Genomic DNA, 20,310 nt, shown 5'->3' with positions numbered 1-20,310 from the left:
TTTTAAGATCAAAAATCTCACAATAAAAATCCAGAATAAACCCAGCTTATTTTCACAAAACGCCTGTGAGACTTAAATTTCAACTCAAGCGTTTTATTTTGATATTGATATTTCTTAACTTGAACTAAGGCGAGTTTCAAGTATAACAGACTCAATTTCGAAGGTTTATAATATTCACTTAAAAACTACCGCTATGGGAACAAATTATTTATGTCCGCATTGCAGAGGATTATTAAATGTAAAGGATTATATCATTTTCTCTGCTAAGAATTCTAACGATGAAAGTGGACTGCTGTTGCTTCATCCAGAAATAGGAAATTATACCAGCTTTAAGAATAAAGATTTTAAAATTGATATCGGTGAAGAGCTTACGATATCTTGTTCCATTTGTCATTCCAATTTAGAGACAGAAAAGCATGAAAATTTTGCTCAAGTACAATATATAGACCCTAACGGACATGAGTCGACAGTCATTTTTTCAAAAATTTATGGCGAAAAAGTAACCTATCATGTGGATAATAAAAAAATATTATCATATGGTGAACATTGCAAACGATATGCTGATCCGGAATGGTTTTTAGAGAATTCCATCGATTAAAAAAGGGATAGAACCAAGCTCTATCCCTACTGAATTTCACAAAAACAATCCTTTATTTGGCTCTTTCGTATTGACAACAGCCATGAAGTTTTTCATAAACCTCATCTGTTGCCTTATGCATATCGGTATCGTGACCTGCTTTCGCTATGGCCATATGTATCTTATGCAAATCCGTTTTTTTCTCATCAAATGTAACGACAATCATCTTCGTTTTCTTATCCCAGTCAACACTCGTCACACCATCAACAGATTGAGCTGCTTTTTCAATTCTAAGTTCACAAGCACCGCAATTACCTAAAAACTTAATCTCCTCATCGATTTAAAATAAATGATGAAACCACTGATTATTGTCACAAGACCCAATATTGAAAACACCTTCAATAAAAGATTGCTAATGTTATCTCTAGTCTGATAATCCATGGTGTGCATCATCCATAAATAATCGAAAATTCGCCAATTAGAATTACGAATCGTAACAAGTTGACCATATTCTGCACTAATGTAAACAACAGTTTCTGGATCATTTGAAAAACTTATCGCGTAGGCAGGTAATGGTCCACCACGATATTCATGATGCTTACTAAGAGAACCTTTTTCGAGGTATTCTACTTTTTCAATCGCAGATTCAGGGGTGAATGCCTCTTTGGCAAGATCGATTGCTTCATTCTTATTAACGAAACCTTTAATTCCACCAGTCTTAGCGTTGACTAAAGCGAATTTCTTTTGAGAACCTTCAAAATAACGCAATTGATAGTATGGATGGTTCAGAAAATTAATTGTTTTTACAGAAATAACTGAATCGATTTTTGAAGCCTTTGATAGTTCCTCAAAAACATCAGACGGTGATTGCCAATCCTTCAAATCACTAATTAAACTAATAGGCTTGCGATTATTATCTCCATGAATTTGATCCATATCACTCCATGCAAAAAACAATCCTCCTAAAGTCCAAAATAGAAATTGGATTCCAATAACAACACCAAAATATCGATGGATTTTTCTATAGTAATACATTGTTGTGTATTTCATTTTCATTCATTTTAAAAAAAAATATCGATATTAAGACGCAATGTATTTCTTATAACAGATAATTATTGAAGATCAATCAGCAGGCAAAGTATAAATAAGTGTTTCTCCATTTTCTTCAAAATGTTTACTGGGATGCTTATAAATTAGCAATTTCTTTGTACCATTAAAGTCGATAATTTCCATATCATTACTGTCAGGAACCTTTAGAATTATCTCTCCCGATTCGTTTATGATATTTAATGTAAATTCGATTTTCACACTCTCATTCTCAGGATCTTCATAGTCATCATACAAACTATACACAAGACATGAATAAACCAACTCAACAGAATCATCATTGTTAAAAGTACGCTGAGAAATGTACTTGATCTCATCGAGAAGATGCTGTTTGGGCAGAGGCAGATCTATAGTTCGCCATAGTGAATAATCTGAGTTGAAGATCAGAACCTCTTGCTCCTTCTTATTGTACTTCACAAACTTTAAATTTCCGTCATCAAGCTTAATACTTTTATACTTAGCATCAAGCTTTCCTTCATATTTTAACTGTGAGAATAAACTTGCAGTCAAGAATATCATTATCGATAATGTTAAAAAAAGTGTTTTCATAACTCTCTTATTTACATGAATACTATTTTTTTTAGATCTAGATATTGGTGATGAGCATGAAAGTTAGGTTGGTTTATAGTGGGCAAACAGATTATGACACTGTCACCCACTACTCGTTAGCTTAATAAATCATTACTTTTTGCAGCAAGAACTGCTTTTAGATTTCTTTTGAGAATCTGTACAATTTGAATGATCATGTCCCTTGTGACTTTTATGTTCATTCTCTACCGATTTGGCTCTTTCGTATTTACAACAAGCAGGCAATTTTTTATAAGCCTCATCGTTTGCCTTATGCATCTCGGTATCGTACCCTACTTTAGCGATTGCCATATGTACTTTATGCACATTGGTTTTCGCTTTATCAAAAGAAACTTCCATCATTTTTGTTTCCTTATTCCAATCTGCGGCAGTCACACCTTCTACTGATTGAGCTGCTTTTTCAATCGTTTTTTCACACATGCTACAATTACCATAAACCTTGAATTTTTCGGTTTTGCTTTGAGCCAACAAGCTCATTGTTCCCATTAGGAATAATACGCCTAAACTTAGAATTTTTGTTCTCATCTTTTTTAAATTTAAAGCCGTCCCAATAATGTTCAGGATCGGAATAACACACTAGATTATTAAAATAACTTTCTTTACTCACCCACAAAAAAGGTAATGACTAACTCACACAGTCCATAACTACATGATTTTAAACAGCTCCACCTAAAACAATCGCTCTGTCAATTACACTTATTTAAGTCGAACAACTTACTTTGTTCCTTGAAAGATGACTTCTCCAGCTTCCATAGTGAATGAATAACTAAAAGATTGATGCTCCAGATCAAAACCACCAAAATGCTCATCACCTTCGTTATGCTCATCGTTCAAGTGGTGCATCCATTCAGTTTCTCCATGATACATATCACCCATCATTCCTCCTGACATATGGCCATCCCCTTTCATATGTCCATATAGATTTTCAAATTCTTCACCAGTATGGCAAACAAACACACTATCGTTATGTTGATAAAAATCAAGCATAAATGTAGTATCTAATTCACCACCATAGCAGTGTACCTCAATTTGATCGCCAATTAATTTTACATTGGCAAAAGCCTCAATTGGTGATAGTGTTGAAAGTGATTTCAAAACATCAATGGAAGAGAGGGTTCCAACATAAGTTCCATCAATATTATTCTCATAATCATTGCTTTTTTCGCATCCAACAAATAACAAACTTGCGGCAATCAAACTGATCATTATTATTTTCATAATTTTGCTTTTTAAAAAACATATTTCTATTAATTCAATCTATTTTCTATCGTACTGACAACATTCTGGCAAGGCCTTATAAACACTATCAGCTGCCTTATGATTTTTTGTATCATATCCTTTTGCTGCAATGGCTTTTTCAACAGCATCAACATTATTTGAACCCAAATCTAAATTCAACATATGGGTATCACTATTCCAATTGGCACGAAGAACACCATCAATCGATAATGCAGCTTTTTCTATAGTAGCTTTACACATATCACAATTCCCATTAACCCAAACTGAAACTTTTTCCATTCTGGAATATTGACAACATTCAGGTAACTCAGCATATATCTTATCATCTGCACGAAAATCACCAGCATCGTAGCCCTTTTCAGTAATTGCTTTTTGCACTTTTTCAGGATTCACTTGTTTAGCATCATAATGCATGGTTAGTGCTTTGGCTTCCTTATCCCATAGAACATGAGCAACACCTTTCACTGCCAAAGCAGCCGTTTCAATAGTCTCTTTACACATTTCACAAGCACCATTTACAAAAAACTTAGCCTCATCCATACCTGGCATCAACGTCTTAGTATCTCCTCCATGATTGTGACCTGTGGGGGCAGACCCACCATCAGGGTTCATCATACTTCGTAAGCCAATCAGTTGAGCCGCAGCATCAATTTTAAATACGCCATTGGTTGCAATTTCTTCGCCTTCTTTTAAACCGTCCTTAATTACATAAAAGGCTCCGGCCTCCGGGCCTAAAACCACTTCACGATAAAGGAATGAAGGCGATTTGCGATCGGGTACTTTCACATAAACCACCGATCGTTTACCTGTCCAAAGTACAGCCGATTTTGGCACCATGATTTCAGTTTTATTTTCAGCAATCTCGGATTGTAAAATCCCTTGGGCAAACATTTCAGGTTTCAACATCTGATCCTTATTCGAAACTTCGAGACGAACTTTTGCTACACGGGTCTTATTACTGATAAAAGGATCGATATAACTCACCTTTGCAGAATATATTTTACCGGGTATTGCCTGAAGATTATAATTAACTTCATCCCCCAGTTTAATCCATGGCAAATCCCTTTCGTAGGCATCAAACATCACCCAAACTTTCGAAAGATCAACCACTTTAAACAAAGGCATCCCCTCTTTCACATAATCACCAAGTGCCACATGACGCATACTGACTGTTCCCGTTATAGGCGAAAGAACATTAAAATATGACTGAGGTTCTCCTTTTTCTTCAATAGCTGCAATTTGATCCTCCGTCAAATCCCAAAGTTTCAATTTCCCCTTTGCAGCCAAATACAAACCTGGACGCGTTTCTTTAAATGAAATAGCTTCAAGCAATTCGCGCTGGGCACTTAACAAAGCCGGGGAATAAATGCTGGCTAATTTCTCTCCTTTTCTTACATTTTGCCCGGTAAAATTAACAAAGAGCTTTTCAATCCGACCACCAAAACGAGAGGTCAATTCCGATATACGACGCTCGTCCACCTGAACTTTCCCTTGCAAATTAATCGTCATAACCGGCTTCCCCTTTTTCACTATTTGAGTCTGCACATCAGCCAACTTGGCTGCTGATTCCGACATCACGATTTCATTGGGATCAACATCATCACCACCCGACTGCATACTTTTTAATGGAATAAGATCCATAGCACAAATTGGACACAAACCTGGCTTATCCTGCTTAATTTGCGGGTGCATGGAACAGGTCCATGTTTGAGGATCTGCACTCTCATGCTTATGACCTTCATGATTCTCAATCCCTTTTTCTGATGTATTTACATTATCAGAGCTGTTTGAAATTAACCATCCTAGAAACAAGCCTAGTAATAGAACCCCAATAGCTAATTTGTAATTCTCTTTAATATTCTCGATTATACTTTTCATCGTATTATATTTTTATTAATCTATTACCACCCTTCGACTCCGCTCAGGGTTCGGAATTAGTTACCCATTAGATAGGAGATAAATGAAATAGCTGCTTGCTTATCTGCTTTAGCTTTTTCTAATTCTAAATTATATTTCAAGAGTTTGCGTTCCATTCTTAAGACCTCCTCGAAATTCTTATTCCCGCTTGCATAATTGGTTTCCAATAAATGCAAAGCTTTTTGTGCCAATTCGAGTTGCGAGCGAAACAGATAAATGCGACGATCACCATCACGATAATCTTTCCAGCCCTTCTCAAAGAGACTCTCAAGAATATTACTTTTATCATCCTTTTCAAGGGCTTTGGCTGTCTCCAGATAAACCACTTCTTTAATCATCGCTTTATACTTATTTCGATAAAGAGGAATGGTTAAACCTATTTTTGGAAAAACAAAAGCATCGGTTCCAGCCAAATTCATATCCCCCTTACCTGTTACGATATAATCAAGACCAATATTGATATTGGGATTTCCAGCTTTTTTAGCCACTTCTTTCCTAAAAGCTAAAGCTTGTTGCTGAAAGTTTAAACTTAAAAGCTGATGATTATTCCTTTGAATTGAATCCAGTAAAGCTTCCTTGCTTAATGTTAAATCTGTCTGCCACAAATCATCAGGAATCAAAATTTCACTTTTGCTTTCGGTATTTAATAGATTATTAAACATCACTTCAAGTACAAACTGCTTATCCTTTAGCAAAGCCAATTGATTTTCCAGATCGCCCATTTCAATCTCGATGCGATAACCATCCAGGGCAGATACCAAGCCTGCCTCTAATTTAATCTCAGCCATTTTTTTGAAAGACTGAAGAATATCAATATTCTCCATACTGATGGCTATGGCTTTCTTATTAAAATAGAGATTGTAATAATTACTGCGAACCTCATGAAAGAGCTTAGCTTTTGCTTCTTCAAAAGCCTCATATTTCCCCTTAGCAGCCTGAATGGCACTATTTTCTTTTGCCTTTAATGTTCCAAACCAGGGAAACATTTGAGAAACCGAAAATTTAAATTCCTGTGGTCCCATTCTTGTCTCAATGGGCTTTATGAAGTAAGCAAAAGCTACTTGTGGATCAGGTAATGCCTTTACCTGAGGAGCACGTTCCAATGCTGCCAAATAATCGTTGAACTTCGCTTTAAGTCCGGGATTATTTTCTGCAGCCTCTTCCAAATAGTTCCCAAGTTCGCTTTGTCCAAATCCTGTGATAGGAATCGCGATCAATAGAACCAGAAAGAAACAGATCGATATATAATATTTTTGTGTATTCATTTTCTCGCCATTTAATTAGAAACCTGATTTTTTTACTCGCCTTTCCTGCCACATGCTATAAAGTACAGGAACCACCAACATGGTTAATATCTCAATGGTCATACCTCCAAATAAAGGGATCGCCATCGGAATCATGATATCAGATCCTTTTCCTGTTGAAGTAAGTACAGGTAAAAGTGCAATGATGGTAGTAGCGGTCGTCATAATAGCTGGACGTACTCTTTTTGAGCCAGCTTCGATAATCAATTCCCGAACCTCCTTTACTGATTTAGCTGGTTTTTTATCCTGCAATTGCTTGATATAAGTACTGATCAAGACCCCATCGTCAGTTGCCACACCAAAAAGAGCGATAAAACCGACCCAAACGGCGACACTCAGATTTATGGTCTGTACTTGGAATAAGTCCCTAAAATTCATACCTGCCAAAGAAAAATCTAAGAACCATGTCTGACCATATAGCCAAAGCATGATAAATCCTCCTGATAGGGCAACAAGAATACCTGTAAAAATCAGAGATGTTGATACAACAGACCGGAATTGAAAATAAAGAATCAAGAAAATAATCATTAGTGATACAGGTACCACAATCATTAAACGTTTGGTCGCTCTTATCTGGTTCTCATAATTACCCGTAAACACATACGAAACACCAGCTGGCAAAACAAATTCACCTGATTCAAGTTTTTCATTCAGATATTCCTGTGCATTCTCAACCACATCGATCTCAGCAAATCCTTCTTTTTTGTCGAAAATCACATAACCTACAAGGAAAGTATTCTCAGACTTGATCATTTGAGGTCCACGTACATAATGAAATATTACTAAATCACCCAAAGGAATCTGAACACCTGTTGGTGTGGGAATCAAAATTTTCTTTAAAGCTTCCGGATTATCTCGGTATTCACGGGCATATCTCAACCTTACAGGAAAACGTTCACGCCCTTCAACTGTAGAAGTCAACTTCATACCGCCAATGGCTGAACTGATAACCGCTTGAAGATTTTTTATGGATAAACCGTAGCGAGCAATAGCATCACGATTAATTTCCATTTCCAGATAAGGCTTACCTACAACTCGATCGGCAAAAACAGACATTCCATTCACACCTTCCACTTGCTTTAGCTGTTTTTCCAATTCAAAGCCAACCTTTTCAATGCTTTCCAAGTCAGGCCCAAAAACCTTTATTCCCATTGGCGCTCGCATACCTGTCTGTAGCATTACCAATCGGGTTTGAATAGGCTGCAACTTAGGTGCTGAAGTCAAACCTGGAATACTTGATTGCTTGATGATTTCATCCCAAATATCATCAGGCGATTTAATCTCATCTCGCCACTGACGAAAATATTCACCATTCTTATCTATAATCAAATCTTCCTGGGGTATCAAACGAAACCCATCTTCTTTCGGATTATAAACAGAACCATCCTTTAAAATAAAGGCTTCATCACGGTTTACCTTAAAACGCATTTTGTGCCCATCCTCATTCAAAATGTATTCTGATTTGTAATTAATTACATTCTCATACATAGAGGTTGGTGCCGGATCCAGTGCTGAATTCACACGCCCCCACTTTCCAACTACCGACTCTACTTCTGGGATGTTATTCAGTTTTTTATCGAGGATACGAATCACCTCAAGGTTTTCTGCTATACCCGAGTGAGGCATGGTTGTAGGCATCAGTAAGAAAGAACCCTCATCCAAAGAAGGCATAAATTCTTTTCCAATACCTGGTAATTTTTCATCCAGGTTCTGATAAAGAGCTGTTTCTTTTACAAAATTGGGTGCAAAACTAAATAGCTTATCGAAGCCCTGCCAGCTGGTAATCCCAAATAAAACAATCAAAATTGGCAGGCTTAAAAACTTCCATTTGTTGTTTAAACACCAGCTTAGAATTCTTGAATAGAAGTACACAAAACTTGACATCAATCCTAGAATTAAAGCCACGATCAAAATAACAAACATGAAATTTGCAAACATGCTGTATTGTGCTCCCATAGGCATCCACGCCTTTGTCAGGAAGAATACAATGACTACAATTGTGATGGCAACATTGATAACATTTACCAGAAACTTCTTGCTTTCATCCCATCTATCAGCCATTAAACTGTTTAATCCATAAGCCGAAATCACAATAGCAATATAGTAACCCGAAAAAATTGAAATAAGCAGACCTGACGCAATCAAAAAGATACTCCAGATTTTCTTAAACTTATTTTTATCGAATCGAATTGAGAAAATTAAGTGAGCCAAAGTTGGAATAATAATCAATCCAATCAACAGAGCTGCAAGCATGGTAAAAGTCTTGGTAAATGCAAGGGGTCTGAAGAGTTTCCCTTCAGCAGCCTCCATGGCAAATACCGGTAAAAAACTGACAATGGTAGTAGTAAGCGCCGTAATCACAGCACCTGCAACCTCAACAGTTCCTTCGTACACTACATTCAGCAAGCGCTTTCCCTTGGCTCCTAAGTTTTCGGGCAAATCGATATGCCGAATTATATTTTCGGTGAAGACAATCCCCACATCAACCATAACACCAATGGCAATAGCAATCCCCGAAAGGGCTACAATATTGGCATCCACACCAAATTGACGCATGGTGATAAAGGTGATTAGAACCCCAATAGGTAATAAAGAGGAGATCAGAAAGGAAGCTCGAAGATTCATTACCAAAACGATCACAACCAGAATACTGATAAGGAGTTCGAGTGATATCGCTTCTTCAAGCGTACCAAGCGTTTCTTTAATCAGACCTGTTCGATCATAAAAAGGGACTATCGTTACTTTAGAAACCGTACCATCAGCTAGTGTTTTTGAAGGTAAACCAGGTGTAATCTCAGCTATTTTTGCTTTTAAATTATCAATGGCCTCCAATGGATTTGCACCGTACCGAGCTACAACAACACCTCCTACAGCTTCAGATCCTCCCTTATCGAGACCTCCACGACGAGTGGCTGGTCCAAAGTTAATTTTAGCCACATCTTTCAATCGAATGGGCACATTATCACGCACTGTAACAACCGATTTCTCAAGATCTTCGAGGTTTTTAATATAGCCCAAAGCCCTAATCAAATATTCAACCCGATTAAATTCCAGGGTACGCGCCCCAATATCCAGGTTGCTGTTTTTTACAGCTGCCATAATTTGAGATACATTTACCCCATGTGCTCGCATGGCATGCGGATCAATATCAATCTGATATTCCTTTACAAAACCACCAATAGAAGCGACTTCCGCAACACCTTCAGCAGCTGTTAAAGCATACCGAACATGGAAGTCTTGCAAACTTCTCAGCTCGTGAGGATCCCAACCACCAGCAGGATTACCATCCTTATCCCGCCCCTCGAGGGTATACCAGTATATTTGACCTAAAGCCGTAGCATCAGGTCCTAAAGCTGGAGCGACATCATCAGGCAAAGTACCTGATTGAAGTGAATTTAATTTCTCTAAAATTCGTGTTCGACTCCAATAGAATTCGACCTCCTCATCGAAAATGATGTATATACTGGATAATCCAAAAATAGAGTTACTTCTGATTGTTTTAACACCAGGAATCCCCAACAATGACGTTGTCAAGGGGTAAGAGATTTGATCTTCGATATCCTGAGGCGAACGGCCTGGCCACTCGGTATATACAATTTGTTGATTTTCTCCAATATCAGGAATGGCATCAACAGGCACAGGATCTTTTGGTAGAAAACCAGTATCCCACCCAAAAGGAGAATTAATAATCCCCCATGAAATGAAAATAGTAAGCACCAAAAATGTAACCAGTTTATTCTCAAGAAAAAAACGGATAGCTTTATTGAGCATAATTATCTTTTTATAATTTTTAAACACATTAATTTAAGCAAAAGCTGAGACATTTCTCAACCCTTGTATGAATTTATTGTGTTAAATCATAAACGATAAACCTGTAAATCAGAAAGAATCCTTTGAATTTTTAATGGAGGTGGCTTACAATAAGCTATTTGTTCCACTTCATCGGTATAGATGGAATCCTGAAACAGTTGAATCAATGCAGGAAGTACTGTTGGGAAGGAAGTAAAATCAACCGTAAAACTACTAATTGAAAAGTCATCCTTAATCTTCACCTGTATAATCTCATTGTGACACGAATCACAAGCTACCCCACAACATGAATCAGATGTCGTTAATACCTGAACAGATTTCAACTTTCCACCACAATAATGTGCAGATACAGTCATCCCCATGGTGGTCACCAATATGAGCAGGGCTAAAATAATATGACTGATCTTTTTCAACATTCTATTTAGATTCTATCAACAAATATAAACGATTATAATCTAAAGACAAGTTAATGAGATGTTAATTATAAAGCTCTCAGGGGATGTTTACTAATTAAATTAACGGACCTTCCCTTCTGTCATATGGTTCTAATATAAGGACCCGTGAGCTACGTATTTTTACGTGTTTTAGTAAAACACGTAAAAATCCTCTTATTTGTCTCATTGGGCCTCTTTATATTTATATGATCAAATCGAAACTCTATAAATAAGTTATATTATCAAGCAACATGGCAAAGAAAAACGACACTCTTACAAGATTAGATAAGCTCATCCATACTAAAACAACTACACTTCATTGTATCAATAAGAAGAATGAAAAAGCTTTCGATCTATTTCGAAAAAGTAAAAGATATCAATCAATTGTATCTAGAAACAATCGATTCAACACTAATTTATAAAAGACAAATAAGAATTGAATTGAACCCCATATTCTAATAATCAATATGAATTTAAATTTATGATTATAAATAAAACTTAGATAAATACTTTATAATATATTATGTACTTTTATTTCAATCCTTTTTCACATCTAAAATCAAAAAATAATGGCATCAGAAGAAAAAAAAATCAGAATAACAAACATGGTTAATCAATGGAATCAGATTCGTTGGAATAATAAAAAAGCTCTTAGACTTTTAAGTTCAGGCTCCTATTTCCCAATCTCATCAAGCGAGGTGAAAATGTGGGCTAATGCCCCAATCAAACCCAAAAATATCCATTCATATATCGGAGTAGAAAATCAAAAATTGTATTTTATTTTAATCGATAGTGAAACCGATCGAAAACCACTGTCAGAATTAGAAAGCTTTGAACTGGATAAAATTATTATTCGTGAGTTTGATAATAATCTCGATATTTTCACTCCAAATTTCATTGACAAAACTATTGATGGAAATATTACAGTTAAGGAAGCACTTTCACGCAATTTGTTCTGGCAATTGATGAAAGGAAGCTGGGTAAAAGATCAAATCGAAAGCGTTAGAGATATGCAAGTCGGAATTGCCCGTGTTTTCTCGACTCCTTTTTCTGATTTGGAGAATATACTTCATCATGATGAAAATGCAGATATTCTAGCAGTTATGGGACTCAAACATCAAGATGAATCGGAAACAAAAAATGAAGATGATATCGTTTATAAAAAATCACCTTATCAGTTAGACCTGTGTTTCTGGGGATTAAACACTCGAACATCAGATTTACGTCTGGCATTGGCTCACAATGAAAGCCCCGTTGAGGATTTAACGCAAATTTGTCCACCTTATCTTGGAAATTCTGATAGTTTCTCTATTATCTTTCCGGAAAAAAGTTTAGAAACCAGTAATATCCAATAATTCTAAAAAAACAATTCATTTTCAAATAAAGCATGAGTACAATTCAAATAATATGGCAGATTTGTAATAAACTTAGTTTAATTCTTTTGGTGTGCAGTTTTATTTTAAGCTTAAGATTTTACAGAAAACTAGGATCTGAATTAAAGTTTTTCTTCTTATTTATCCTCTTGGGGATAAGCACAGAGGCATTTTCCTATATTTATATTAACATCCTCGAACAAAAGAATAATCTCTTTGTTATTCCACTCTATTATAATTTTGAATTTTTCATCATGACTTGTTTGTTTTTTAAGTATTTCTACAACAAAATAAACTGGATCAGTATAGGTATTGCTATACTGATCCAACTATTTCTATGTATCGAAGGTTACCGAAGTATTTTCCACGAGCAAATCTATTCATTTCATGCCTATGGGAAAGTTCTGGTCAACTTTGTCATCATTATTTACAGCTTAAAATTCTTTTTAAATTTAGCCAAAGGGAAGTCTCCCAATGGAGTCTCAAAAGTTGCATTAAACAGTCTTTTCTTTATCTATTATGTACTGTCCTTAATTCTATTTATATTTATCAACTTTCTTATTAATGGAGATACAACAATAACTATTTATTTTTGGATTTTCTATTCATTTTTAACAGCACTTTATTATTTGTCAATTTCATTACTGATATGGAAAGTTGGAACAACTCACAAACTGTCGCTCTTTGGTTATCAATCGTTTTGATTTTTTTCCTATTCTTAAGTATTTCCATCATTTATATCATTCGAATTTATCTTTTACGCATTCATTCGGAGAAAGAAAAAGCAAATAAACTCAAACTCGAATATCAAACAAACCTAATCCGCGACAGTATTACCATACAAGAATACGAAAGAGAACGCATTGCTGCTGATTTACATGATTCCCTGATTGGAAAATTAAACTCCATCAAATACCTGTTTTATAGTGATGAAGCCTGGTCAACTCAAGAAATTCAAAGCAAAATTGAGGATAGTATAAAATTAACCCGTCATATTTCACATGATCTCTGTCCACCCTTAATTGAAGAGTCGAGCTTAATTGAAATTATAGAAGAATTCACTTATTCCAAACCCGTTGAGGTAAATATTCAACTAAGCCTCTCTGGTGTTGAATACGAAAACATTGGTAAAAACAGCAAACTGCAATTGAGTCGTATTTCTCAGGAAATTCTCAACAATATATTCAAACACGCCCAAGCCGACTGCATTACGATTCATATACATTTTGGTTCAGCCTATTTTGCCCTTTACTTTACCGATAATGGGATAGGATACAATACAGAAACTAAAAACAAAGGTTTAGGCTTAAAAAATATCATGCTTCGTTCAGAATACTTAAAAGCCTTTGCTCAGCCCAAATCAAAAATTGGTAAAGGAAGTTCATTCTTAATTCTTACACACAAATCAAACTTAAAAGCCTAATGAGTAGCTTCAAAATAAAAATCTCTTTAGTTGATGATGAAAGCCTCGTGAATCAACTGCTAAGTAAATTCTTAGGTGCCATTGATCGCTTTAAAGTTATTTCCATTTCAAATGATGGATCAGAGTTTATTGATTATCTAAAGGATACCAAGACAATCCCCGATATCGTATTACTCGACCTAAAAATGAAACGCGTAAATGGAATTGAAACCATGGAGTTCATTCGAAACAACTTTCCTGACATAAAGATTATCAGTCTCACATCACATTATAAAGATTCCAATTTGGGTTATATGGTTAAAACGGGAGTTGCAGCATTTTTACCCAAAGAAATTTCTCCCGATAGACTCGTGCAGGTTATTGATGAAGTCCATAAAAAAGGATTTTATTTAAGTTCCGAACAAATTGATATCCTTCGTAACCAACTCTCTCATAACCTCCAAGCACCCAATATTACAATTGAAGAACAATTATCTGAACGTGAGCTTGTTGTTCTGAAACTCTTATGCAAACAATTAACAACGGGCGAAATTGCTGAACAAATGTTTATCAGTAAGCGAACAGTTGAAGGACATCGTAAAAATCTATATCTAAAAACCGGCGTTAAAAATCTAGTTGGGCTGATCATATACGCAGCTAAATTTAAATTAATCGATTTGGATGAATGCGAAATCTCACCTCAAACAAATCCATAAATAGTCCTCTTTAGTGCTCAAACTTGAAATGATATAATCGATATGATAATTCAATCTGCTTTTCGCAAAAGCCTCCAATCTCAATTTATAGCTAAATGGAACGAATGTCCGGATCAATTTCCCGAATCGAAAAGACAATTCAACTACCTCGAAAAACGAATTTGGGAAATCAAATTCAATCATTTTCTTCGTCTCATCAAAAAAGAATTCAGAACTGAAAAACCCGATAAAACAAAAATTCTAGACCGTTCAAAAAGCTTCTTCGAAGAAAATTTAGCCTACAGTAAAGACCAGATGCAACTCATCTTTTCTGAAGACATGCTGGACGCGACCAAAGATTTTATCCGAAAAGCCTGGACTTTTGATTCCGAATTGAGCTTCGAGGATATTTTTCAGGCTCTTCGCAACCTTTGGATCATGCTTGGCTTGCAATCATTCTTTGGCAAAGAAATCAAAACTACTCCCTCACTGATGGCTTATAGCTTGCTATATCCATACACCGATAATTTAATTGATAGTGCCAACATTAATAAAAATGAGAAACTCGATTTTTGTTCTCGCTTTGCGCTTCGATTAGCCGGCGAACAAGTTGCAGCTGAATCGCAAATTGAAAGTCGGATTTTTGATCTGGTAAGTATGATAGAAAGCGAATTTGAGAGACAGACCTACCCCGAAGTTTATGAAAGTTTACTGGCCATACATCATGCTCAAACCACCAGCCTAAAATTAGTCAATCCCAAATCAAAACTTTCTGATGAAGAAAGCTTTCAGATAGCAATAGAAAAAGGAGCAACTTCAGTTATTGCAGATGGGTATCTGGTTTTGGGAAATCTGGACGAAAAACAATATCATTTTCTTTACGAATATGGAGCTTATCTTCAAATACTCGATGACCTGCAAGATGCCAGGGATGATTACAATGAAGGTATCATGACTCATTTTTCCAAAAATCTACCCCATACTAAACTGGATCAATTGCTTTGTAAAACGTATTATTTAGGTAAATCCTTCTATCAGGATATTAAAAATTGGTATCCTAACGAACTTTCTTTTCAAGGCTTGATTCAGCGCAGTTTTGGTTTTCTTATTTTGGCTTCAGTTTTTCAAAATCAAGATGATTTTAGCGATCAATTCATTCAAACTGCCGAAAGACATGCCCCTTTTCGGTTCTCTTTTATTCAATCAAAACAAACAGAACTGGCTCCCTTTCGTCAGCATCTAATTAAGATGGCCGAAGCCTATAAAAACAAGGAATTGGTTTTCTAAAGTTCTATTACAAGTTTCCAAACTTCTGTTTCAAGTTTCTGTCATACATGATAATACTGCCTGCAACCGACACATTCACACTCAAACGGGTATCGAATTTGACCAAATGATGCGATTTCTCAATGGCGTTTTTGGTCAAACCATTATCCTCTGCTCCCAATAAATAAACACAACGGCGCGGGTGCTTAAACTCTTCCAAAGCAACCGCCTTTTCGTCTAATTCTACCCCAACTAAAACAGCTCCTTTAGGTAAATGCTGATAAAAATCCTCGAAATTTTCATAATGAAAATAGGGCATAGCTCCCACTGCCTTATGCGTATCACAAGCTTGCTTGGCATATCGTTTACCCACCGTAAAGATGAAGCTGGCTCCCATATTCTGAGCCGATCGCCAAAGCACTCCTAAGTTTTCGGGTGTTTTCCCGTTCTGTATGCCTATACCAAAAAATCCCTGCTCCAATGTATCTATCATCACTTGCTTGTTTTTTTTATTTGAGACGCAAATATAAAGCTATTCGGGCTTGATGAAAAAATTAAAAGCTGCACATTTTAGTACAGCTCTCAATAATATTCTCAACAAACTCTGATCTTCTCAAAAAAACTCAACGACAAATCGACTTCAACTCTTCAACTAAGGCCATCTGTTTCTTTTTATTTAATTGCAAGGGATTTAATAAATCCAAATTATTCAAAACCTGCATACAGGTAACTGTTCCCAAACTCATCAACAAGTCTTTATCTTTCTTAGTTAACTTGTGAAGGATAGTTATAGGATACAATTTCAACTCTTCAACCAAATACTTGAGGCCCTTATTCTGTGGATAATCCCAAGCCAACAGATGCAGACCATTTACTTCACCATATTGTATGGAATCGGGTGAAAAACGCGTGTTGGTCACTACCCATCCCTCAAACGATAACGCTCTGTACTCCTCCATCTTTTCTCTCTTCCGAACAATATCATTTACTCTTGAACGCACATACAAAGGCACCTGAACACTCACCTGCTTACCCTGATCTTTATGGTATTTGCATTCAACCAAATATTGTATTTGATTCTTCGTAGCAATCACATCCATTTCGTGCGTTACAGAATAGCCGTCAACCACAACTCCCACTTCTGTAGCATAACCTTGCTTTTCGAACAATTGCCCAATAAACTGCTCAAACGGATACCCCGTAGGGCCCAATGAAAAAATGGCTTCTTTCAACCTGTAACGCATGGCAGTATGAGCCTTTTCGCGGCGTAAAATTTTAAAGGCTCGCGAATAAATTTGCTTGGTTGTAACGCCCGAATAAATCCAAGCCTCAATATCGGCAATGATCATTAAAACAGAATCATTATCTGCCCCGGCATTATGTAAGGAACGTTTCAATTTATCAAGAGCAAAAGGCTCAAGATCACCTGACGCTTTTCTAATAAGAATCGGCTTATTATTTGGATCTGTTTGACTCATATAAGTTTTATGGATAGGTTTAGATTTGTTTTGAAGATTTTAAAAGTCCTGATTTACCAACTTCCATCAATCCTGATATAAATCTAAACAATCTTCTGATAAATTGAGACTGTTGAACCTGTCAATTTATATATTAAACAAACTAAGCTTATGATTGGCTGTGAGCATATAAAGTTCCATTTCTCGCCCCTTTTTATACACACTCAAGATCACCTATTCTGGTTCACACCCTTTTTAAATTTTTCGAATCGCCATTCGCACAACTGTTTAAACCGATGCATCACATTTAAAGTCACTCTATCGTGGATTGCTTCCCACATTCTGTTAATCAGATTTCTGTTGGACCACTTTTCTTTGCCATAAAAATTAAACCCCACCATCAAAAACAATTGAGACTGCTCTATTTCGTTTTGATTTTCAATAGAAGATCGCACATACATAGAGAAAACGCCAATGGGGTAACCGCCTCGACACTTATACAACAAATACCGAGCATTGTCTGTTTCCACAGGATCAGGAATTTTCTTTATAATGATGGCATTAAGGCTGAACAAAGGAATAAATTTTGTCCACCCAAATAAAAATATTGATAGATTCTCCAAACTATTGTTCCTGTTCACAACCCTGGCTATATGATTGGGCCAGCAACTCGAATCGCCATCCCATTTAAGCAATTCTTCAAAAACATATTTTGCCGGTGCATTAATCCCTATTTTATGAACATTTAAAATCTTGAAGGCAGTGACCTCAACCCCAAGTCTTTGTAAAATTCGATAGGTGTAATTTTCCCTATCTGAAAGATTGTCGAAATGAATCAGAGTATCTTTATCAGGTTTTGACAATAAAAAATATTTGATGTCAGAAAAAAATCCCTTGCTTTTAAGAGGAGGTTTTAGCTCCATAGTATCTAAACACTTTTTTTCAGAACCAGATAATAAAGCGTCTTTAAGAGCTTTTTTATAAGGAAGTGTTTCAAAAGGAATCATCTTTCTGATATCTGCATTGAGACAAACCACATCATTCACACAACTTTCCAAAAGAACCCTTATCAAATCAGAATCAACAGGCGTTAAGGCATTAATTATCCGCATATAAATCGACATGAGCGAAAATCCCGAATTCAGAAACAATCTTTTCTTTCTTAAAATTTGAGCCTCTATTTTGATGATATCCCGATAAGTCAAAATATCCTGTCCTCCAATATCCAGAACTTTTCCTGAAGTTTCCTCATTTTCAAGACAACTCACCAAATACCTGATAACATCGCGAATGGCAATGGGTTGACACTTTGATTTTGCCCAAGCAGGAAATACAAAAACAGGGCAATTCAAAACCAAATGATGAATGATTTTATAAGAAGCACTTCCCGAACCAATGATAACAGCTGCTCTTAAAAATGTGATCGGCGTTTTGCCTTTTTGAAGCTCTTCGGCCACTTTTAATCTACTCCGAATGTGGTTTGAAAGCTTGGCTTCAGGATTGCCCAAACTCCCCAAATATATAATTCGTTTTAGATGATTCTCTTCAGCGGCCTGCCTAAAATTGGATGCAGCCTGACTATCCATTTCCTGAAATTGACCAGATGAATGTAAAGAATGAATTAAATAATAAGCACAATCAATACCCTCCAAAGCCTCTTTCAATTGTGAATAATCGAGTGCATCAGCCACAACAATTTCAACAGAAGGCCACCGTTTTTTATACTCGCCTAAATTAGACCGAACCATCAATCTAAGCTGATACCCCCTTGCTATTAACTCAGGAATCAGTTCCCCACCAATAAAACCACTTGCGCCAGTTACCAAAATTTTATTCTCAGTAGCTGGCACAGTGGGTAAATCAATGCAATATTGATCAGAACGAAATGCCATCATTTATCAGTCTTATTTGAGATCCACACAAGTATAAGGGCTTCCCGGAATAAATATAGATTTCGATTAAAAGGAAATCTCTCTTTATTACTAAAATAGAATTGACCCAATACCTTATTTGAAGATTATAAGTCTTAAGTTACGAAATCGCACCTAAGCATCCAATTCTCATAAAAAAGACAGGCTACCCCTTTCGGAACAGCCTGACCAAATTTTCATAAATTAAATTCATTTAAGTCGTCATTTCCATTTTAAAAGCTAAACTATAAACAATGAAAAAACTTTTTATTTTCTAATTTTGCTAGCTTAAACAAATCACTCCTTTATGCTAAAATTAAACACGTGCATTATATTCCTTATTTTAATAGGTTTTAGCTCCTGCAAACAAAATTTGGTTGACACTTATGCCCTGCGATTGAAACCAGGCATGGATCTGAAACAAGAGATGGCTAATTTTGTTGAAGCCAATCAACTTGAATCGGCTTCCGTTTCAACCTGTGTGGGAAGTTTAAGAGACTTGGTTATTCGACCAGCCAACCAAAAAGAACTTTTGCATTTAAAAGGGCATTTCGAAATTGTTTCCCTTACAGGCACATTTGCCGATAAAGGCAAACACAACCATATTCACATAGCGGTATCAGATAGCACAGGTCATACCCTTGGCGGCCATTTGGTTGACGGTAACATCATCTATACCACAGCCGAAATTGTCCTTCTCAACAATAAAAAGCTGAACTTTACCCGTGTTAAAGATCAGGAAACAACATTTTACGAATTGGAAGTCATCAAAAAATGAAAAAACAAAATTTCAAACAGAAAAACGAAGAGGAAATCAAGGCCTATATAGCCAGGCATCAACTAGAGGCGCAGAGAACTGAAACAGGCTTATATTACCTGATAAACAAGGAAGGTAAAGGCGCACAACCCAACATCAATTCATATATCAAGATTGCTTATATTGGTTATTTTATCAATGGGGATACTTTCGACCAAAATGACAAATTGGAGATTAATCTGACTGAGGTTATTACAGGATGGATCGAAGGTTTACAATATTTTAAAGAAGGTGGAGAGGGCGTTCTATTTGTACCTTCGCATTTGGCTTATGGAAATAAGGACAATGGCCCTATCCCTGCCGGCTCGGTTCTTATCTTCGACATTCAGCTCATTGCTGTTACTTAAGCCTATTGCCTTTCTCATATAAAAAAAGACCTGACTGATTATCAAAATCGGTCAGGTCTACTTATTT

19 protein-coding genes are annotated in these 20,310 nt (G+C 36.1%); 7 read left to right on the top strand and 12 right to left on the bottom strand.

Going from position 1 to position 20,310, the window contains the following annotated elements; translation table 11 throughout:
• The first annotated feature begins 193 nt into the window (after nt 1-193).
• On the top strand, nt 194-598 hold the full coding sequence (locus tag EO244_RS06370) for a hypothetical protein (protein ID WP_129253818.1): 405 nt from the start codon (nt 194-196) through the stop codon (nt 596-598).
• A 52-nt stretch (nt 599-650) separates the two neighbouring features.
• Here EO244_RS06370 and EO244_RS17095 read toward each other — a convergent pair whose 3' ends face one another.
• The 9 genes from EO244_RS17095 to EO244_RS06330 all read right to left on the bottom strand — a co-directional run bounded on the left by EO244_RS17095 (nt 651) and on the right by EO244_RS06330 (nt 10,958).
• On the bottom strand, nt 651-905 hold the full coding sequence (locus EO244_RS17095) for a heavy-metal-associated domain-containing protein (protein WP_394343724.1): 255 nt from the start codon (nt 903-905) through the stop codon (nt 651-653).
• Nucleotides 893-1,627, bottom strand: coding sequence for a hypothetical protein (locus EO244_RS17090; protein WP_241687950.1), 735 nt, complete (start codon nt 1,625-1,627; stop codon nt 893-895). The genes EO244_RS17095 and EO244_RS17090 overlap by 13 nt, the downstream gene beginning before the upstream one ends.
• A gap of 72 nt (nt 1,628-1,699) precedes the next feature.
• Nucleotides 1,700-2,233: a hypothetical protein gene (locus EO244_RS06360; RefSeq protein WP_129253817.1), complete on the bottom strand. Its 534-nt coding sequence runs from the start codon at nt 2,231-2,233 to the stop codon at nt 1,700-1,702.
• Between the two features lie 132 nt (nt 2,234-2,365).
• Nucleotides 2,366-2,797 (bottom strand): heavy-metal-associated domain-containing protein, encoded by a 432-nt coding sequence (locus EO244_RS06355; protein WP_129253816.1) that lies wholly within the window; start codon nt 2,795-2,797, stop codon nt 2,366-2,368.
• Nucleotides 2,798-2,986: 189 nt separating this feature from the next.
• Nucleotides 2,987-3,490 carry a hypothetical protein gene (locus EO244_RS06350; RefSeq protein ID WP_129253815.1) on the bottom strand — a complete coding sequence of 168 codons (504 nt, stop codon included), beginning with the start codon at nt 3,488-3,490 and terminating at the stop codon, nt 2,987-2,989.
• A gap of 39 nt (nt 3,491-3,529) precedes the next feature.
• Nucleotides 3,530-5,389 (bottom strand): efflux RND transporter periplasmic adaptor subunit, encoded by a 1,860-nt coding sequence (locus EO244_RS06345; RefSeq protein WP_129253814.1) that lies wholly within the window; start codon nt 5,387-5,389, stop codon nt 3,530-3,532.
• Nucleotides 5,390-5,445: 56 nt separating this feature from the next.
• On the bottom strand, nt 5,446-6,693 hold the full coding sequence (locus EO244_RS06340) for a TolC family protein (RefSeq protein WP_129253813.1): 1,248 nt from the start codon (nt 6,691-6,693) through the stop codon (nt 5,446-5,448).
• Nucleotides 6,694-6,708: 15 nt separating this feature from the next.
• A complete protein-coding gene (locus tag EO244_RS06335) occupies nt 6,709-10,503 on the bottom strand; it encodes an efflux RND transporter permease subunit (protein WP_129253812.1) in 3,795 nt (1,264 codons plus the stop codon).
• Between the two features lie 86 nt (nt 10,504-10,589).
• Nucleotides 10,590-10,958, bottom strand: a complete 369-nt coding sequence (locus EO244_RS06330) for an HYC_CC_PP family protein (RefSeq protein ID WP_129253811.1) — start codon at nt 10,956-10,958, stop codon at nt 10,590-10,592.
• Nucleotides 10,959-11,545: 587 nt separating this feature from the next.
• Here EO244_RS06330 and EO244_RS06325 point away from each other — a divergent pair.
• From EO244_RS06325 to EO244_RS06310, 4 genes are all read left to right on the top strand, one after another.
• Nucleotides 11,546-12,331 carry a hypothetical protein gene (locus tag EO244_RS06325; protein ID WP_129253810.1) on the top strand — a complete coding sequence of 262 codons (786 nt, stop codon included), beginning with the start codon at nt 11,546-11,548 and terminating at the stop codon, nt 12,329-12,331.
• Nucleotides 12,332-12,998: 667 nt separating this feature from the next.
• Nucleotides 12,999-13,772, top strand: coding sequence for a sensor histidine kinase (locus tag EO244_RS06320; RefSeq protein ID WP_129253809.1), 774 nt, complete (start codon nt 12,999-13,001; stop codon nt 13,770-13,772).
• Nucleotides 13,772-14,467: a response regulator transcription factor gene (locus EO244_RS06315; RefSeq protein WP_129253808.1), complete on the top strand. Its 696-nt coding sequence runs from the start codon at nt 13,772-13,774 to the stop codon at nt 14,465-14,467. The genes EO244_RS06320 and EO244_RS06315 overlap by 1 nt, the downstream gene beginning before the upstream one ends.
• Nucleotides 14,468-14,509: 42 nt before the next feature.
• Nucleotides 14,510-15,733, top strand: coding sequence for a hypothetical protein (locus EO244_RS06310; protein WP_129253807.1), 1,224 nt, complete (start codon nt 14,510-14,512; stop codon nt 15,731-15,733).
• A gap of 7 nt (nt 15,734-15,740) precedes the next feature.
• Here the strand turns inward: EO244_RS06310 and EO244_RS06305 are convergent, their stop codons facing one another.
• From EO244_RS06305 to EO244_RS06295, 3 genes are all read right to left on the bottom strand, one after another.
• Nucleotides 15,741-16,205: an RNA methyltransferase gene (locus EO244_RS06305; protein ID WP_129253806.1), complete on the bottom strand. Its 465-nt coding sequence runs from the start codon at nt 16,203-16,205 to the stop codon at nt 15,741-15,743.
• A gap of 130 nt (nt 16,206-16,335) precedes the next feature.
• On the bottom strand, nt 16,336-17,190 hold the full coding sequence (locus tag EO244_RS06300; protein ID WP_129253805.1) for a restriction endonuclease: 855 nt from the start codon (nt 17,188-17,190) through the stop codon (nt 16,336-16,338).
• 209 nt (nt 17,191-17,399) lie between these two features.
• On the bottom strand, nt 17,400-19,064 hold the full coding sequence (locus EO244_RS06295) for an NAD(P)H-binding protein (RefSeq protein WP_129253804.1): 1,665 nt from the start codon (nt 19,062-19,064) through the stop codon (nt 17,400-17,402).
• A 322-nt stretch (nt 19,065-19,386) separates the two neighbouring features.
• On the opposite strand from EO244_RS06295, the gene EO244_RS06290 reads away from it, so the two are divergent.
• Nucleotides 19,387-19,857: a PPC domain-containing DNA-binding protein gene (locus tag EO244_RS06290; protein ID WP_129253803.1), complete on the top strand. Its 471-nt coding sequence runs from the start codon at nt 19,387-19,389 to the stop codon at nt 19,855-19,857.
• Complete coding sequence (locus EO244_RS06285; RefSeq protein ID WP_129253802.1) at nt 19,854-20,243, top strand: FKBP-type peptidyl-prolyl cis-trans isomerase; 390 nt, start codon at nt 19,854-19,856, stop codon at nt 20,241-20,243. The genes EO244_RS06290 and EO244_RS06285 overlap by 4 nt, the downstream gene beginning before the upstream one ends.
• Nucleotides 20,244-20,310 lie beyond the last annotated feature (67 nt).

It is taken from the genome of Ancylomarina salipaludis (genome assembly GCF_004122035.1).
In the GTDB taxonomy this organism is placed as follows: Bacteria; Bacteroidota; Bacteroidia; order Bacteroidales; family Marinifilaceae; genus Ancylomarina; species Ancylomarina salipaludis.
The sequence above is the reverse complement of the archived record's forward strand: the minus strand, read 5'-3'. Positions and strand labels throughout refer to the sequence as shown.